At 66.8% G+C, this 17,178-nt stretch carries 20 protein-coding genes; 3 read left to right on the top strand and 17 right to left on the bottom strand.

Annotation, left to right across the window (positions count from 1 at the left end):
* Window positions 1-77: 77 nt before the first annotated feature.
* From BLU81_RS36665 to BLU81_RS36590, 16 genes are all read right to left on the bottom strand, one after another.
* Window positions 78-536 (bottom strand): flagellar basal body-associated FliL family protein, encoded by a 459-nt coding sequence (locus tag BLU81_RS36665; protein WP_092552008.1) that lies wholly within the window; start codon window positions 534-536, stop codon window positions 78-80.
* A gap of 14 nt (window positions 537-550) precedes the next feature.
* Complete coding sequence (locus BLU81_RS36660; RefSeq protein ID WP_092552005.1) at window positions 551-1,552, bottom strand: flagellar motor protein MotB; 1,002 nt, start codon at window positions 1,550-1,552, stop codon at window positions 551-553.
* Between the two features lie 5 nt (window positions 1,553-1,557).
* Complete coding sequence (locus BLU81_RS36655; RefSeq protein ID WP_092552002.1) at window positions 1,558-2,349, bottom strand: flagellar motor protein; 792 nt, start codon at window positions 2,347-2,349, stop codon at window positions 1,558-1,560.
* Between the two features lies 1 nt (window position 2,350).
* Window positions 2,351-2,632 carry a flagellar FlbD family protein gene (locus BLU81_RS36650; RefSeq protein ID WP_092551999.1) on the bottom strand — a complete coding sequence of 94 codons (282 nt, stop codon included), beginning with the start codon at window positions 2,630-2,632 and terminating at the stop codon, window positions 2,351-2,353.
* Window positions 2,633-2,831: 199 nt separating this feature from the next.
* Window positions 2,832-4,103 (bottom strand): flagellar hook protein FlgE, encoded by a 1,272-nt coding sequence (locus tag BLU81_RS36645; RefSeq protein ID WP_092551996.1) that lies wholly within the window; start codon window positions 4,101-4,103, stop codon window positions 2,832-2,834.
* A gap of 30 nt (window positions 4,104-4,133) precedes the next feature.
* Complete coding sequence (locus BLU81_RS36640) at window positions 4,134-4,565, bottom strand: flagellar hook assembly protein FlgD (RefSeq protein ID WP_092551993.1); 432 nt, start codon at window positions 4,563-4,565, stop codon at window positions 4,134-4,136.
* Window positions 4,566-4,705: 140 nt separating this feature from the next.
* Window positions 4,706-5,194 carry a hypothetical protein gene (locus BLU81_RS36635; protein WP_092551990.1) on the bottom strand — a complete coding sequence of 163 codons (489 nt, stop codon included), beginning with the start codon at window positions 5,192-5,194 and terminating at the stop codon, window positions 4,706-4,708.
* 7 nt (window positions 5,195-5,201) lie between these two features.
* The gene (locus BLU81_RS36630) at window positions 5,202-5,564 is read right to left on the bottom strand and encodes a response regulator (protein WP_092551986.1); all 363 of its coding nucleotides are present in this window, start codon (window positions 5,562-5,564) and stop codon (window positions 5,202-5,204) included.
* Window positions 5,561-6,046: a chemotaxis protein CheX gene (locus BLU81_RS36625; RefSeq protein ID WP_092551983.1), complete on the bottom strand. Its 486-nt coding sequence runs from the start codon at window positions 6,044-6,046 to the stop codon at window positions 5,561-5,563. The genes BLU81_RS36630 and BLU81_RS36625 overlap by 4 nt, the downstream gene beginning before the upstream one ends.
* Entirely contained in the window at window positions 6,043-6,429 is a 387-nt protein-coding gene (locus BLU81_RS36620; RefSeq protein WP_172890687.1) for a response regulator, read from the bottom strand. The genes BLU81_RS36625 and BLU81_RS36620 overlap by 4 nt, the downstream gene beginning before the upstream one ends.
* 5 nt (window positions 6,430-6,434) lie before the next feature.
* Window positions 6,435-7,280, bottom strand: coding sequence for a CheR family methyltransferase (locus tag BLU81_RS36615; RefSeq protein ID WP_092551977.1), 846 nt, complete (start codon window positions 7,278-7,280; stop codon window positions 6,435-6,437).
* On the bottom strand, window positions 7,277-8,440 hold the full coding sequence (locus tag BLU81_RS36610) for a protein-glutamate methylesterase/protein-glutamine glutaminase (RefSeq protein WP_092551974.1): 1,164 nt from the start codon (window positions 8,438-8,440) through the stop codon (window positions 7,277-7,279). The genes BLU81_RS36615 and BLU81_RS36610 overlap by 4 nt, the downstream gene beginning before the upstream one ends.
* A 13-nt stretch (window positions 8,441-8,453) precedes the next feature.
* Window positions 8,454-9,326, bottom strand: coding sequence for a hypothetical protein (locus BLU81_RS36605; RefSeq protein WP_092551971.1), 873 nt, complete (start codon window positions 9,324-9,326; stop codon window positions 8,454-8,456).
* Window positions 9,326-9,763, bottom strand: coding sequence for a chemotaxis protein CheW (locus tag BLU81_RS36600; protein WP_092551968.1), 438 nt, complete (start codon window positions 9,761-9,763; stop codon window positions 9,326-9,328). Before BLU81_RS36600 ends, BLU81_RS36605 begins: the two co-directional genes overlap by 1 nt.
* Window positions 9,764-9,765: 2 nt before the next feature.
* Complete coding sequence (locus BLU81_RS36595) at window positions 9,766-12,129, bottom strand: chemotaxis protein CheA (RefSeq protein WP_092551965.1); 2,364 nt, start codon at window positions 12,127-12,129, stop codon at window positions 9,766-9,768.
* A gap of 75 nt (window positions 12,130-12,204) precedes the next feature.
* Entirely contained in the window at window positions 12,205-12,903 is a 699-nt protein-coding gene (locus BLU81_RS36590; protein WP_092551962.1) for a response regulator transcription factor, read from the bottom strand.
* 377 nt (window positions 12,904-13,280) lie between these two features.
* On the opposite strand from BLU81_RS36590, the gene BLU81_RS36585 reads away from it, so the two are divergent.
* Window positions 13,281-13,772 (top strand): CAP domain-containing protein, encoded by a 492-nt coding sequence (locus BLU81_RS36585; protein ID WP_307833810.1) that lies wholly within the window; start codon window positions 13,281-13,283, stop codon window positions 13,770-13,772.
* A 43-nt stretch (window positions 13,773-13,815) separates the two neighbouring features.
* Here BLU81_RS36585 and BLU81_RS36580 read toward each other — a convergent pair whose 3' ends face one another.
* Window positions 13,816-14,865 (bottom strand): UDP-N-acetylmuramate dehydrogenase, encoded by a 1,050-nt coding sequence (locus tag BLU81_RS36580; RefSeq protein ID WP_373873330.1) that lies wholly within the window; start codon window positions 14,863-14,865, stop codon window positions 13,816-13,818.
* A gap of 68 nt (window positions 14,866-14,933) precedes the next feature.
* On the opposite strand from BLU81_RS36580, the gene BLU81_RS36575 reads away from it, so the two are divergent.
* On the top strand, window positions 14,934-15,689 hold the full coding sequence (locus BLU81_RS36575) for a maleylpyruvate isomerase family mycothiol-dependent enzyme (protein ID WP_092551956.1): 756 nt from the start codon (window positions 14,934-14,936) through the stop codon (window positions 15,687-15,689).
* Window positions 15,690-15,777: 88 nt separating this feature from the next.
* Window positions 15,778-17,163, top strand: coding sequence for a GH1 family beta-glucosidase (locus BLU81_RS36570; RefSeq protein ID WP_092551953.1), 1,386 nt, complete (start codon window positions 15,778-15,780; stop codon window positions 17,161-17,163).
* The last annotated feature ends 15 nt before the right edge of the window (window positions 17,164-17,178 follow it).

Genomic DNA, 17,178 nt, shown 5'->3' with positions numbered 1-17,178 from the left:
GCTGAGCCGTGGCGGTATTTTCATCCTTTTTAATGCTTATGGGCGGGTCTCCTGAGGAGACCCGCCCATCGAAGGTCTTACTGGGTGACGAAGGAGGTGTAGTAGATGTCCATGACCATCTCGACGTCGTCCTCGGTGTAAGCCTTGATCAGCTTGGCCAGCAGCTCTTCCTTGATCTTGGCGCGGCCCTCTGCGGTGGCGAGCTCGGTGACCGTGCGGCCGGTGTACTCGTCGATGGCGAGCTGGTAGGCCTCGCTCAGGTCGACCGCCTCCTCACCGGAGTCCTCGGTCTGCTGGAGCGCGAAGCCCAGCTTCAGGTAGTGCGCGTCGGCCAGGTTCACCGTGATGGTGCTCTCGGCGGCGGTGATGATGCCCTTCTTCGGAGCCGCCGCCTCGGCGGTGCTGTCACGAAGCAGGAAGAACGCCCCGGCCCCACCACCACCCAGTACGACCAGCACCGCCGCGACGATGATCATCAGCATCTTCTTCGACTTCTTCGGCGCCTCGACAGCCGTGGTGTCCTTCTCGTCAGCCATTTGAATTCCCCCAGTCAGTCGTGGTCGGTGGTGCTGGTGCTGGATTTGGTCTCGGCGGTCTTTTTCCCGGCCTCGTACTCGGCCGTGGTCTGACCGGTGTGCAGCTTGCCGTCCGAGCCGGCCGCGGAGGGCAGCAGCGCTGCCTGCTCAGCCGTCAGCATCGTGAGGATGACGACGTCCACGCGGCGGTTCATCGTGATCGAGCGCGGGTCCTTCGGGTCGATCAGCGGCTTGGTGTCGGAGAAACCGACCGCGCTGAGCCGCTTCTTCGGCAGTCCGTGTTCGCTGAAGAACCGGACCGTGGTCGAGGCGCGGGCCGAGGAGAGCTCCCAGCCACTCGGATAGAACGTGGTCTTCGAGTTGAGCTGGTTGGTGTGACCGTCGACCTCGATGTTGTTCGGCAGCTTCGCCAGGGTCGGTGCGATCGCGTTCAGGATCTTCTTGCCACCGGTCCGCAGGTCTGCCCGGTTGCCGGCGAAGACCACCTCGTTGGTCACCACGGTGACGATCAGACCCCGCTGGTCGATGGTGAACTTCGCGCTGCCGAGCAGTTTCTGCGCGGCCAGAGCGTCGGCGATCTTCCGCTCGATGGCCTTCAGGTTCTCGGCCTCCTTCGCCGCCTTCTCGGCGTTGGCGGAAGCCTGCTTGCGGCCCTCGGCCTTGACGGCCCGGTCGACCGCCTCCTGCTGGGACTTGTTCAAACCCTCGGTGCCCGAGGTGCCGTCACCGGGGTTGGCGCCCGGGTCGATCTGCACCACCTGGGCCATGTTCGAGGCGCCGTCCAGCGGGGCATAGTTGCCGGTGAAGGCCGCACTCTGCGCACCGAAACCCTGGGACAGACCCTGGGCCAGTTGCGCGAACTTCTTCTGGTTCACGTCGCTCATCGAGAAGAGCACCACGAACAGAACAAACAGCAGGGTCAGCATGTCCGCATACGACACGAGCCAGCGCTCGTGGTTGACGTGCTCCTCGTGCTCCTCGTGCTTCTGCTTACGCTTGCCCCCGCCAGCACTCATCTAGATCAAGCCGCTTTCTTGGTAGCCGTGGCCGACTCGGCCTTCTTCATCTCGTCCGGGGGAAGCAGGCTGCGCAGCTTCTGGGCGACCAGGCGCGGGTTCGAGCCGGCTTGGATGGCCAGGACACCATCGATGACCAGTTCCATCTCCTCGGCCTCGATGGCGCTGAGCCGGGTGAGCCGGGCCGCCATCGGGAGCCAGATGATGTTCGCGCTGAGCACACCCCAGAGGGTCGCGACGAAGGCCGCGGCGATCGAGTGACCGAGCGTCTCCGGCTGGTCCAGGTTCTCGAGAACGTGGACCAGACCCATGACCGTGCCGATGATGCCGATCGTCGGCGCGTAACCACCCATGTTCTCGAAGAACTTCGTGCCGGCCTTGTCGGCCTTCTTCTTGGCGGCGACCTCGGCGTGCAGGATGTCGTGCAATTCGTCCGGGTCGGTGCCGTCGATGGCCAACTGCAGGCCCCGCTTGAGGAAGGGGTGCTCGACCGTCTTGACCGCGTCCTCGAGCGCCAGCAGGCCTTCGCGGCGGGCCCGCTCGGCCAGCTTCACGACGTTGTCGACCAGCTCGGTAGGCGGGGTGACCTTGCTGGTGAAGGCCTTCTTGACCTGGCCGACGAATCCCTTGGTGTCCTTCATGACGCCACCGGCCATGGCTGCCGCGAAGGCACCGCCGAAGACCAGGAGCATCGAAGGGATCAGGATGATGGAGGCGGGTGAACCACCTTCGAGGATCTGGACGGTGAAGACGATCACCAGGCCGACAACGACACCGATAATGCTCGCGAGGTCCATATCAGCGTTCCTTCCGGTGCAGTTGGAGCACCTTGGCGTCGAGCTCGTCTTCCGAGGAGTGCGAGGATTTGACCGCGGGGTCCGGCTCCAGGCGGCTGGCCTGAGCGATGAGTGAGGCGCGGTAGTGACGAACCGAGTCGATGAATTCGGGTACCGACTCGGCGATGATGTACTTGGTGCCGTCCACCAGAGTGACGACCGTGTCAGGCGTGCATTCGACACGCTCGACCAGATCCGGGTTCAGAGCGAACACGGCACCGTTGATGCGGGTTACGAGGATCACGACATCCGTCCTTGGTGCGTCTTTTGACTGGTGGGGCCCTCCGTGGCCCGTCACTTGATACTTCGGCCGACTGCCGGTTGCTGATGAGATCGAAGCGGTCGCCAACCGGGTGCGAAGTACCGGAAATTTTCGACATACGGCAACGGCCGGGTCGGGCACCTCAGTGCCCGGCCCCGGCCGCCGCGGTTGGACTACGGGATCAACGCTTCATGCTGACGAGTTCCTGAAGGATCTCGTCAGAGGTGGTGATGATGCGGGAGTTCGCCTGAAAACCACGCTGCGCGACGACCAGGTTGGTGAACTCCTGGGCCAGGTCGACGTTCGACATCTCCAGCGCGCCGGAGATGACCGAACCCATGCCGGCGCTTCCCGGCTCGCCGACCTGGGCGTAACCGGAGTTGACAGTCGTCCGGTACGCCGAGTTGCCGACCTTCTCCAGGCCGTTCACGTTCTTGAAGGTGGCCACCGCGACCTGGCCCAGCGTCTGCTTCAGACCGTTGGAGAAGACACCGACGATCTCGCCGCTGTCCGAGACGGTGTACGACAGCGAGGTCAGCGCCCCGGAGGTCCGCCCGTCGGTGTCGAACACCCGGGCGTCGGTGTTGCCCGAGTACGAGGTGATGTCGGTGACGTCGACGGTGTAGGGGCCGAGCGGGATGGTGGCCTTCTTGGTCACCGGGTCGACCAGTGCCGCGGCGGCCTTGCCGTTCTCGAAGGTGAGCGTGCCGGCCGGGGTGATCTCGGTGGTCCCGTCCTCCGCGAGCAGCCGGACACCCCAGGTGGAGCTGGTCGCACCGCTGGTGTTGTCGAAGGCGGTGCGGCTGAACTCCGCCGTGACGGTGTGGGTTCCGCCCTGCGAGTCGTACACCTTGATCGGGATGGTGGTCTTGTAGGCGACGTCAGTGTTGGTCGGGTTGTTCATGTCCGGCGTGATGTCACTGCTCAGGTTGCCCTTGAGGGTGGCCGTCGTGGTGACCTGCGGCGGAATGGTCACGCCCAGTGGCATCCGGATGTCGCTCGGCTTGGCCGCCGAGTTGACTTTGCCGTCCGGAGTGGCGGTCCAGCCCTGCACCGGCTCACCGGTCGCGGTGGCCAGGGTCCCGTTCGCGTCGAAGAAGAACGAGCCGGCCCGGGTGTAGAGGTTCTCACCACCGCTGCGGGTGACGAAGAAGCCGTCGCCCTGGATCATCATGTCGCCGGCCTTGCCGGTGGTCTGCGCCGAGCCCTGGCTGAAGTTCTGGGTGATGCCGCCGACCCGGACACCGAGACCGACCTGGGCCGGGTTGGTACCGGCCATGCCGTCCTGGGGGGAGCCACCCGTACCCATCGTCTGGCTGAGCGTGTCGTTGAACTGGACCGCGGAGGTCTTGAAGCCGGATGTGTTGACGTTCGCGATGTTGTTACCGGTGACGTCGATCATCTTCTGATGTGCGTTGAGGCCACTGATACCCGAGTAGAGAGAACGCAGCATTAGCGATCCTTAGCGTGTGGAGAGACAGAGTCAGGCGGTCTTCGGATCGGTGTTGATCTCGGTGACCTTGGACAGCTGCACATCCGTGTTCCCGACTTTGAGCGTCGGTTCGCTGTCTCCGTTCAGCTTTGCCGCTGTGATCACGCCGGATTGTGTGACACCGGTTTCGTCCATGTACGTGACCGATTTGCCGACGAGCGAGCTGGCGCTGATCATCCGCTGTGACTTCAGCATGTCGACCATGTCTTCCAGCTTCTCGACCTGCGTGAACTGGGCGGTCTGCGCCATGAACGCGGTCGAGTCGGCGGGTTTGGTGGGGTCCTGATACTTCAGCTGCGCGACGAGGAGCTTCATGAAGGTGTCCTTGTCGGCCAGCGACTTGCTCTTGCCTTCGCTGGCTTTGGCCGCGGCCACTGCCTTCGAAGGTTCGGCGCCGGTGGGTCCGGACATCGGTGAGGTCATTGCCTTCTCCAGTCCCGTAGCAGGCTCAATCTAAGCTTCGGCCCGCCCCCGGATTTGCTTAGGCACAAATTTGCGGGCCCACCCCTTCGACGAGAAGGAGTGGGCCCGCAAAACAGAGATGTTCAGTTGTGTGCGCGAGGTCAGGGCGCGAGCGACAGGCTGAGCTTCCCCTTGCCGTACCGGTTGACCTCGACCGCCAGGTCGAGCCGCCGGCCGAGCGCGAGCAGGACCGCGCGGGCGTCGCCCGGCAGCTCCTGGTTCGGGTAGATCACCTGGTAGAGCTTGAGGTGCGGTGAACCCTCCTTGTTGAGGAGGCTGGTGAACACGTTGCACAGCTCGAAGACGTTCTCCGCCAGGTTGGGGAACAGCTGTTTCTCGTCGATACTGTCCTCGGCTGCACCCGCCGGGAGCAGGCCGAGAGCGGCGCCCGCGTTGGCGGCGAGAGCGAGGTTCATGCCCATCACCGCGTAGATCTTCTGACCAGGGTCGGTGAAGATCGCGACGGTCGACGTGGGCACCTCAGGAGCGGTGATCGGGTCGCCGGGACTGACGATCACCTCTCGTCCGAGAAGGTCCTCGAACAGGTTGCGTACGGCTAGAGAGCCGGGAAGAACCGAGACGTCTGACATGTCTTAATCATCCCAAAATAGGAGCGAACACTTCATCGAATCGCTCAGCGGTGAAGGGCTTGACGATGAAGAACGCCGCTCCGGCGCCCTCGGCGGCCGTCTTCATCTCCGGAGTCGACTCCGAGGTCACGAAGCCGAACTTGACGTTGTTGCCGGCGGCACGAAGCTGACGCAGCACCTCGATGCCGGTCAGGTGCGGCATGTTCCAGTCCGAGATGACCAGACCCGGCTTCTCCTCGACGGCTTTGTCGAGAGCCTCCTTGCCGTCCGCGGCCTCGATCAGGTCGTGGTCACCGAACCCGGCCTGTCGCAGGGTCCGGACGACGATCTGCCGCATCACCCGGCTGTCATCGGCGATGAGGATCTTCATGCACCCTCCTCCTTGTTGTCGCTGCTGCTGTGCCACATCGATATGGACACCGGTTCGCCTTCCCACAACCCGTACACACCGCTGATCCGCTGGGTGTTCGGGTACCTCGCCGAAGCTTCCGGCGCTAATACCACTTGCGGGAGCGACAACTGCGCCCCCGGTGGCAACATCGCCTTGACGTTGCCACCGACGATGTTCGCCAGTTCCCCGAGCGTGTCGGACATGTCCTCCTCGCTGACTTCCTCGAGCCCCATGGCAAGGAAGGCGGCCGCGGCGCGCTGGGCGGCGGCTCGGGAGGACGCGTAGACGACGTACCCGGTCCAGGACCCGGTGATCGAGACCGAGGAGTGCACCTCGGACGGCTGGTTCTCGTCGTACGTCTGGATCAGTGGGCTGATGCCCTCCGGATCCAGGTACGACTCCCATACCTGTTCCACCATCTCGGCGAGGTCGCTCTCGTCGACCTCGACTTCGACACTCATGAGTTCGCTCCGGTCGGGACGAGGCCCAGCAGGGCCAGCTTTTCGATCATCGCGCCTTCGGTGAAGGGCTTGATCACATATTCATGAGCGCCCGCTGCGAGCGCCCGGACGATCTGGCTCTGTTCGCTCTCGGTGGTGACCATGACTAGCGTCATCTCCCGCAGCCGTGGATCGGCACGGACCTTGGTCACGAACTCGAGCCCGTTCATGTTGGGCATGTTCCAGTCGATGAGGGCCAGCTCCGGCACCTCGGTCATGTCTGCCAGGAGGTCCATCGCCTCCTTGCCGTCACCGGCCTCCACCGCCTCGAAGTTGACCTTCGTGACGATGCGCTTCAGGATCATGCGCATCGCGCGCGAGTCGTCGATCACCATGGCGCGCATCGGCGTCATCCCCTTCTCGCGGCGCCGGCGGGCGCCGCGGTACGAGTCCGGTATGCACTGGTACGGCCGGCTGACACCCGTTCGTAGTTGTCGTCGATCCCGATCGTGGTCTCGGCCGCCCCGAGAAAGAGCCATCCGTCCGGTCGGAGGATTTTGGCGGCGTTCTGCAGGACCTGGCGCTTGGTGGCCACGTCGAAGTAGATGAGGACATTGCGCAGGAAGATCACGTCGAACGGCTGCATCGGCGGGAACGGCGCGGTCAGGCTCATGTGCTTGAACGACACGTTCTTGCGCAGTGCCGGGATGATCCGCCAGTGCGCGCCGGCCCGCTCGAAGTACTGCACCAGCTGGGTCGCCGCCAGTCCGCGGTTGACCTCGACCTGGCTGTACTCGGCCTTCTGCGCGCGTTCGACCATCGTGGTGGAGATGTCGGTGCCCTGGATCTCGAACGTCCACCCGGCGGGCAGCGTCTCCTGCAGCGTGATGGCCAGGCTGTACGCCTCCTGTCCGCTGGAGCTGGCCGCTGACCAGAACCGCAGCTTGCGCTGGGCCGCCCGGGATTTGATCAACTCGGGCAGGACCACGTCGGTGAGCGCGGCGAACGGCTCGCGGTCCCGGAAGAAGGACGTCTCATTCGTGGTGAGAGCGTCGATGATCTTCCGCTGATGCGCCGGGTTGGGACGCTTCTGCAGGTCGGAGATGAACTCGTTGACATTGGCCGCGCCGACCACCCGGGCGACCGGGATGAGCCGGGCCTCGACCAGGTATTCCTTGCCTGGGGCGAGAACGATCGACGCCTCCTTGCGCACCAGGTTGGAGACGTAGGTGAACTCCGCTTGCGAAAGGGTCATCGGGCCACCGCCGGTGAGCGGCCGACCCGGACCCGGTTGAGCAGGGCACCCGCGATCTTGTCGAGCGGCACGATCTCGTCGGCCAGGCCGGCACCGACCACGGCGCCGGGCATACCCCAGACCACCGAGGTCGCCTCGTCCTGGGCCAGCACTTCGGAACCCGCGTCCCGCATCACTTTCGCCCCGTTCCTCCCATCTTGTCCCATTCCGGTAAGGATGGCCGCGAAGGCCGATCCGCCGTACAGAGCCGCCACCGACCGGAACATCACGTCCACGGCCGGGCGGCACGAGTTCTCTGGTGGAGCACTGGTGAGCTGCGTCATCGTCGCGGTCCCGCGCCGTTGGAAGACCAGATGCCGGTCGCCCGGAGCGATGTAGACGGTGCCCGCGGTGAGTTCCATGCCCTCACCGGCTTCCACCACCTTCAGCGGGATGCTGCGGTCCAGCCGCTCGGCGAACATCTTGGTGAAGACCGGCGGCATGTGCTGCGTGATGACGATCGGCACCGGCAGGTCGGCCGGCAGCCCGAGCAGCACCTTGGTGAGCGCGTCCGGACCGCCGGTGGAGGAGCCGATCGCCAGCAGGTCGATTCGGCCGCCGGGACTGCGCCGGACCGCGGTGGGTCGGGCCGGACTGGGACCGGCAGCCGACGGGCGTCCCGGTGCGGCCGGTGGGCCACCGGGCCGCAGCGGCGCGGCGCCGGGACGAAGACCACCGGCGGGCGCGGGGCCGCGGCTGGGCGGTCCGGCCGGCGGACGGCGCCGCCCACCGAGTGCTTGGATCTTGGGTACGAGTTGCTCCCGTACCGCCGCGATGGACTCCTTGATCGACCCGACGTTGCTGGGCTTGGTCACGTAATCGGTGGCACCGGCGGAGAGAGCCTCCAGGGTGGACGTGGCGCCCGCCGCGGAGAGGGTACTGAACATGATCACCGGAGTGCTGTGACGTTTACGCAGCTCACGAACGGCTTGAATGCCGTCCATCTCCGGCATCTCGATATCCATCGTGATGACGTCAGGTTTGAGCTGATCGATCTTCGCTTGGGCGAGCAGCCCGTTCGAAGCGGTGCCGACGACCTGGATGCCGGGCGCCTCGCCGAGAGCATCGACGATCAGCCGGCGAACCACCACGGAATCATCGACGACGAGTACCGAGATCATGCGACCAATCCCTTCAACCGAGCCAGGCTGGGCCGAGCGCCGCGACCACCGGCGCGAGCAGCCGATGAGCCGTGGCAGTGTCCAGCAAGTCGCGCACCACCAATGCCTGTACGGCACCGCTGAGCATGTTCCAGACCCCTCCGGCACGGTCTGCCAGTGGAATCCCGGCCGTGTCCACCGCCTGCACGAGCAGCATCTGCGCGGCGGCGGCGGTCCGGACCCGATCCGAGAGGTACGCCGCCCACGACGCCGAGTGCACGGCGGGCGACCAGCCGGCGGTGTTCCGCCGGGCGTCGTCGGCCGCGGTCGAGACCCGTTCCCGGTCCTCGGTCCGCAGCGTTCTGAGCCGATCCAGCAGGGCCGACACCGTGTAGTGGTGCGGTCCCAGGTCGATCGGGGCGCCGGCCGGCAGTTTCCGCACCGCCGACACCCACCCGGCACCGAGCCGGCGCCGGACGTCCTCGTCCAGCACCTCCCGCAGGTAGCTGGCGACCGCGGCGTCACAGAGCAGGGCGGTCGCTGCGGCCGCGTCCTCGCTCTGCCGGGCGTCCCGGCCGGCTCCGGTCCAGGTCCACGACATCACGTCGTAACGCAGGCAGGTGAGCAGCGAGTCGACCGAACCGATCGGCGCACGCTCGACCAATGCGAGGTTTCCGGCCGGGTCGTCCTTCGCCATGCCCTTGAGAGTGGGCATCCGGCGAGCGGCGCTCTCCACCTCGACCCACAACGGCCCCCGGACGTCCTCGTCGGGCAGCCGCCCGGCGAGGATCGGCAGGTCCGCGCTCTGCAGGCGCAGAGCACGCAGCAGCACCTCGGCAGCGGCCGGCCCGCCCTCCAGGCGGGTCAGGTCGAAGCCCAGTACGGGTGCGCTGACCAGGCTGTACATCAGTTGGTGGCGCGGTATGTGTCGACGGCCTGATTGACGTCGAGAGCCAGCATCAACCGTCCGTCCAGCTTGAACGTGCCCACCACCAACTCCCGGGTGGGCCCGCTCAGCGTGTCCGGCGGTGGCTCGAACCGCTCGTCCTCGAGATCGACCACCTCGCCGATCTTGTCGACGAGCAGGGAGACCGGTTCGCCGTCACCGCGCAGGATGACGTTCATGACCGGACCGTCCAGGGACTGCCGGGCCAGCCCGAGCTGCACCCGCAGGTCCACCGCGGCGATCACCTGACCGCGCAGGTTGAACAAGCCACCGACCGCGGGCGGGGCGAGCGGCACCGGGGTGTACTCGTTGTACGAGAGCACCTCCTGCACCGTGTCCACCTCGACGCCGAAGAGCTGGCCGTCCACCTCGAATGTGGCGAACTGACGACTCGCCATGATCAGGCCTCCACCAGCATGTCGTCCATGGAATCGCTGTAGAAGTTCGGGTCGGCGGCGAGGATGGCCCGGCGCACGTCGAGCAGCTCGGTGACCCGTTGCTGGATCACCGCGGTGCCGACCAGGCCGTCCTCCTCCGCATCGCGTCGTGCGGTCGTCGAGTTCTCGGCGATGTCCACGATCCGGTCGACCACCAGGGCCACGCTCCTTCCGCCCTCGCTGTAGACGACCACCGACACGGTGTCGCCCTCGGGTTCCTCGCCGTACGCCCCGAGAAGGTGCGACAGCCGCACCAGAGGCAGAATCTGCCCGCGGTACTGGACCACCTCGCGGGAGCCGGCGTGCTCGATCCGGTCGCGGGGGAACTCCTCCAGACGCGTGACCGTGTCCAGCGGGATCGCCACCCGGCGCTCGCCGACCGCGGTGACCAACAGGCGTTCGGTGTTGCCCGACGTGTTGCCGCGCTTGTCGACGACGCTCTCACGCTCCGAGTCGACGGCCAGATGGGAACGCCGGGCCAGTGACGAGACGTCCAGGATCAGCCCGACCTTGCCGTCCCCGAGGATGGTGGCCCCGGCGTACAACCCGATGTCCTTGAATCTGGTGTTGAGGGCCTTGACCACGACTTCTTCGGTGTTCAGCACCCGGTCCACGACCATGCCGAACCGCCGGCCGTCGGCCTGCAGCACCATGATGTAGACCCCGTGGTCGCCGCCGACCTCCAGACCGAGGGCCCGGTCCAGGCGCACGAGGGGAAGCAGCTTGCCGCGCAGCCGGTAGACCGGCGCACCGGAGGCGTACTCGATCTTCGTGGTGTTGCCGTCGATGAAGACCAATTCCAGGACCGCGACCTGCGGTACGACGTAACGATGCTCGCCGCAGTCGACGGTGAGCGCCTGGATGATGGCGAGTGTCAGCGGAATCGTGAGCCGCCACACCGTGCCCTCACCGGGTGTGGAGTCGACGCTCACCGCGCCACCGATGTTCTCGATGTTGGTCTTCACCACGTCCATGCCGACACCACGGCCGGAGACGTTGGTGACCTTCGCGGCGGTGGAGAAGCCGGGCTGGAAGACCATCGCCATGATGTCGCGCCGGTCCATGTTCGGCACCTGATCCGCTCGGAGCAGGCCCTTCTCCACAGCCTTCTGCGCGATCCGGTCGACGTCCAGACCGGCGCCGTCGTCCGCGACCTCGACCGCGACGTGGCCGCCCTCGTGGTACGCCCGCAGTGTCAGGGTGCCCTCGGTGCCCTTGCCCGCGGCGGTTCGGCGCTCCGGATCCTCGATGCCGTGGTCGACCGCGTTGCGCACCAGGTGAGTCAGTGGGTCCTTGACCGCTTCCAGCAGGCTGCGGTCGAGTTCGGTGTCCTTGCCCTGCATCACCAGCTGGACCTGTTTGCCGAGCGAGTTGCTCAGGTCCCGGACGACTCGGGGCAGTTTGGACCAGATGTGCTCGATGGGCTGCATGCGGGTCTTCATGATGCCCGCCTGCAGCTCACTGGTGATCATGCCGAGCCGCTGGGCGCTGCGGACCAGGCCGGAGTCACCGACCTCCATCACGCCGCGGACCAGCTGGTTACGGGCCAGGACCAGCTCGCCGACCATGTTCAGCAGGGTGTCCAGCAGGTCGACGTCGACACGGATCGCGCTGTCGGCGATGCTCCGCTTCGGTGCCTGCTGCGACTGCAGAGCCTCGTTGACCGCGGCCGGCTGAGTCTTGCCCTCTTCCAGCAGGATCGTGCCGAGCTTGCGCTCGTCACCTTCGATCTGCTGTTGCAGGGCCGAGGTGACGTCGGTGGTGTGCACCGCGCCCGCCTCGACGAGCATCTGGCCGATCGGCTGGCGCTGGTCCTCGACCGGCTCGGGAGCCGGCCGGATCGCCGCGCCGCCCTCCTGCTCGACGCTGACCGGGACTTCGCCCTCGCCCTCGGCAGCCGGAGCGGCTGCGACGGGGGCCGCGGTGGGAGCGCCGTCCGAGGGCGCGTTCATCTGAGCCTGGATCTTGACGATCATGGTCTCGATGTCGACTTCGGCCTCGGAGCCGTTCTCCTCGATGGAGGAGAGGATGGACCGGACGCCGTCGATGCAGAGCAGCAGGACGGTGATGGTCTCCGGGGTGACCGGCTGAACGCCGTCGCGGAGGCGGGAGAGGAGAGACTCACCGGCGTGCGCCAGCTTCTCCAACCGCGAGAACGCGAGGAATCCGCTGGTGCCCTTAATCGTATGGATCGCCCGGAAGATGCGGGAGATCAGGTCGCGAGAGTCCGGCTCCTGTTCGAGGCTTACGAGGTCCCGGTCGATCTGGTCCAGGTTCTCGTGGCTCTCCAGAAGGAATTCGCCGACAATCTCGCCAAGGTCTTCCACGTCTTACTACCTCCTGCTCGGCTTCACTGCCCTCATCGGCCCCTGGGGGCGCCAACTGAGAAGACTCGCCCGGTTTCAGGACTCCCCGCCGGGGCGGCGGTAGCGATAGCCGAACCCGCGAACCGACTCGATCGGGGATTCGTCCGGATCGGACCAGCCGAGCTTGCGTCGCAGTCGCAGGACCGCGAACTTGACCCGTTCCTGGCCGATGCCGGTCGGGTCGTCCCAGGCCTGCGTCAGCAACTGGTTCGGCGAGAGAACCGCGCCGGCATGCCGCACCAAGGCGTTGAGCAGGCGGAACTCGGTGGGAGTGAGACGCTTCTCCTCACTCCTGACGTAGACCCGGCGCTTGGTCGGGTCGAGATGCACGAGGCCGTCGTCGTAGACCTGACTGGCCCAGCTGTTCTGCCCGTTGGAGGACCGCCGCAACAACGCCTCCACCCGGGCCAGCAGTTCATTGTTGGCGAACGGTTTGGTCAGGTAGTCGTCGGCACCGCCCCGCAGGCCGCGTACCTTCTCCGCCTCCTGACCGTGTGCGGTGAGGACGAGCACCGGGACGTCCGAGACGTCACGCAGCCGTTCCAGCACTTGCCAGCCGTCCATCTCCGGCAATCCGACGTCGAGCACCACCAGATCGGGATGCTCGGCATAGGCCTCCTTCAACCCGGACCGGCCGTCGGCGGCATGTGCCACCTCATAACCGGCCCGGCTGAACAGCAACCGCAAAGCGAGTGCGATATCCGGATCGTCCTCGACCACGAGTAGGCGACTCATTCTCAGCTCCCCCTGCCCCAACCCGCGCTCGCGCCCCTAGCGGACATGGCAGTCCTCCGGGCACGCGGATGGCACCACCCACGCGACGGTGGGCGGAAAAATAGTCCGGGCGAGAACACACCATAGCGTGATGTGACTGCCTATATACGGACAGTGAAAGCTTAGCGTCGGGCGGGGATGTACGAGCCGGTCCGCGAGGATCCGCCCGAACAGCTCGATCAAGGCCGTCTCGGGCAACCTTCCGGACAGCCCTTCAGACTGACATCTCCGTTACGACGTTTAGCCCGTTTCGAGAAAGATGTGACACGCCGCGTACAACGGGGTGCGATAACCGGGACGGGCCGATCCGTGCCCGGTTTCGCCATTCGGGAGGCTCCGTGCTGGTAAGACATGTCGCCGCACTAGCGGCGGCGCCCACCCTGCTCGTTCTCTCCGCCCCGGCAGTGGCCCGGGAGACCCCGCCGCTGACACCGGTCCAGGAACGGGCCCGCGCGGTGATGACACAGGTCGTCCAGCTGACCAACACGGAACGCACCCGAGCCGGCTGTCCGGCGCTGACCGTCGACGGCCAGCTGGTCACCGCCTCACTGCGGCAGAGCAACTACATGGCCCGGACCCGGCTGTTCAGTCACGTGTGGCGCAACGGCTCGACCTTCGCCGACCGCAGCGAGGAAGCCGGTTATGAGAAGCCGGCCGGGGAGAACATCGCGTGGGGGTACCGGACCGCGCCCGACGTGGTGCGGGCCTGGATGGCCAGCATCGGGCACCGGAAGAACATCCTGAACTGCGAGGCCCGGGCGATGGGTGCCGGCGTGGCCTTCGCCGCCGACGGCACCCCTTATTACACGCAGGTCTTCGGCTGGGAATGAAGCCGGGAATGAGGCCTGGAATGAGGCCTGGAGCGACCCCGCCTCAGAGAGTGCAGTTGATCAGCACCGGCTCCGGGTGCAACTCGACACCGAACCGCGCGCGCACCCCGTCCCGGATGACCCGGGCCAGGTCCAGCAGCGCGGTCGTGGTCCCACCACCCCGGTTGGTCAGCGCGAGCGTGTGTTTGCCGGAGATCGCCACCCGGTCACCGGCGAAGCCTTTGGGGAACCCGGCATGCTCGATCAACCAGGCTGCCGGGATCTTGACGGTGCCGTCGGCGCCCGGCCAGTGCGGCATCTCGCCCGAGGAGACGAGCGTCGCGAAAACCGATGCCGGCACCACCGGGTTGGTGAAGAACGAGCCGACCGACCAGGTGTCCCGGTCCTCCGGGTCGAGCACCATGCCCTTGCCGGCCCGCAGTTTCAGCACGGTGTCCCGGGCCTGCGTCACCGGCACCCGGTCCCCGGCTTCGGCACCGAGCGTGCGGGCCAGCTCCGCGTACCGGATCGGGGCCGAGTCTCCGGAACGCGCCAGCCGGAAGTCGACAGCGGTCACCAGATAGCGGTCGTTGTGCTTGAAGACGCTGGACCGATAGCCGAAACCACACTGCTCGGGGGTCATCACCAGCATCTGTGCGGCCAGCCGGTCGTAGGCGTGCACCGCCTCGATGGTGTGCGCGACCTCCTGCCCGTACGCCCCCACGTTCTGGATCGGAGTGGAACCGGCCGCACCCGGGATCCCGGACAGGCACTCGACCCCGGACCAGCCGTTGTGCACCGCGGTGGCGACGAAATCGTCCCAGGGCTCGCCTGCCGCCACCCGTACCAGCAAGCTGTCTTGATCTTCGCCGACCGTCTCGATCCCACGGTTGCGCAGCACCAGGACCTCGCCCGCGAAGCCCTCGTCGCCGACGACCACGTTGCTGCCACCGGCGAGGATCAACAACGGACGCCCAGCCGCGGTGGCCGCACGCACCGTCTCGACCGCCTCATCCGTATGGACCGCCGTGGTCACTGTGCCCGCGGGCCCACCAAGGCGTAGCGTCGTATACGACGCCAGGAATCTCTCCGGGGCCGAAGGGGTATCAGTCACCACACAACCCTAAGGTCTACGGGACGAGGGGTTCACCGGCGGTCCGGCTGAGCGGGGAGACGACTGCGATGAGGTTGCACGCGACGAAGGATTTCTGGCTCGCGGCGTTGCGCGCCGACGGCCCGGCGCTCTGGGACGCCGTCGCCGAGACGGGGCCGGACCCAGCGGTCCCGTCCTGCGAGGGCTGGACCGTCGCCGACCTCGCCCACCACGTCACCACGGTTCTGTACACGGTGCGGACCAACGTCGCCCGTGGTGTCACCGAGCGGCCCGAGCCCCTGCCCGACCTGCCGCGGGACGGCTGGCCGGAGACTCTGGACCACCTGCGCCGGGAGCTGACCGGCACGATCGAGACGCTGGAGGCCCTCGACCCGGACTTCCCGGCGTGGAACTGGGCACCCCAGCCGAAACGGGCGAACTTCTGGGACCGCCGGATCGCCCACGAGCTGTCGGTGCACCGGTGGGACGCCGAGTCGGCCGCCGGGCGGCCCACTCCGATCGAGACCAAGCTCGCCACCGACGGGGTCGGCGAGATCCTGGACACCTGGCTGCCGGCCGGGCGCCGGACCGGCCCGACCGACCTGCACGGAGTGGTGCACCTGGTCGGCACGGACGCCGGGCAGGAGTGGTTCATCCGGCTGCGCGGCGCCGGGATCGCGCTGCTGGACACCGGCACCATCCTGGACAGCGACGATCATCACCCCCGGGCGAAGGTCACCGGCAGCGTCAGTGACCTCCAACTGGCGCTGATGGGCCGTAAATCGCCGGACCAGTTGGCGCTCACCGGTGACCCCCGGCTCTTCCTGGCCCTGCGAACAGGCTGACAGTTCACACCGAGTGCCGTTGTCACACGCTCGTCAAGCCGTAAGATGAACCGGTTAAGTAATGCGGATCATCAGGAGCGGAGAAGACATGACGGCAACCGTCACGTCCACGTCGGCGCAGCCGGCAGCCGCGGGGACCGGTTTCCCCGAAGGCTTCGTCTGGGGTGCGGCCACGGCCTCGTACCAGATCGAGGGCGCCGCTCGAGAGGACGGCCGTGGCCCGTCCATCTGGGACACGTTCAGCCGGACCCCCGGCAAGGTCTTCGGCGGGCACACCGGCGACGTCGCGTGCGACCACTACCACCGGTACGTCGAGGACGTCGCGCTGATGGCCGACCTCGGCCTGGCCGCGTACCGCTTCTCCGTCTCCTGGCCGCGGATCCGTCCCGACGGCACCGGCCCGGTGAACGTCCGCGGCCTGGACTTCTACGACCGGCTCACCGACGAGCTGCTCAGCAAGGGCATCGACCCGGTCGTCACGCTCTACCACTGGGACCTGCCGCAGACGCTCGAGGACCGCGGCGGCTGGACCTCGCGGGAGACCGCCGAGGCGTTCGCCGACTACGCCGAGGTCGTCCATCGCCGGCTCGGTGACCGGGTCGCCACCTGGACCACCCTGAACGAGCCGTGGTGCAGCGCCTACCTCGGTTACGGCAACGGCGTGCACGCCCCCGGCAAGCAGGACCCGGCCGGTTCGCTGGCTGCCGTGCACCACCTGAACCTGGCACACGGCCTGGCCGCCCGGGCCCTGCGCGCGGCCGGCGCCCGCAACATCAGCATCACGCTGAACCCGTGCGAGGTCTCCCCGCTCGACCCGGCCAACTCCGCCGACGTCGAGGCCGCCCGGATCATCGACGGCGTCGCCAACCGGATCTTCTTCGACCCGCTGCTGCGCGGTGAATACCCGGCGGACGTCCTGGAGCACATCTCCCGGATCACCGATCTGTCCTTCATCAAGGACGGCGACACCGAGATCATCCACCAGCCGCTCGACGTGCTGGGCATCAACTTCTACACCCCGTCGTACGTCTCCGCGAAGCCCGGCCAGCCCGGTGCCCTCGACTACCCCGGCAGCGAGGGCATCGCCTTCCGCAAGCCGGTCGGCCCGGTCACCGACATCGGCTGGCAGATCGAGCCGGCCTCACTGACCCGCCTGCTCACCCGCATGCACCGGGACTACCCCGGCACCCCGCTGATGATCACCGAGAACGGGGCGGCCTACCCCGAGGGTGTGCACGACGCCGACCGCATCGAATACGTCGACGGTCACCTGCGCGCCTGCCTCGACGCCATGGCGTCCGGTGTCGACCTCCGCGGATACTTCGCCTGGTCATTGATGGACAACTTCGAATGGGCCGAGGGATACGCGAAGCGCTTCGGTATGGTGCACGTCGACTACACGACGCAAGAACGTGTGCTCAAGGACAGTGCGAAGTGGTACCGCGAGGTGATCCGGCGCAACGGGCTTTCTTAGTCACTAGGAGCGGGT

It is taken from the genome of Actinoplanes derwentensis, from assembly GCF_900104725.1.
Lineage (GTDB): Bacteria > Actinomycetota > Actinomycetes > Mycobacteriales > Micromonosporaceae > Actinoplanes > Actinoplanes derwentensis.
Note: the sequence above shows the minus strand (reverse complement) of the source record. Positions and strands in the feature narration are given on the sequence as shown.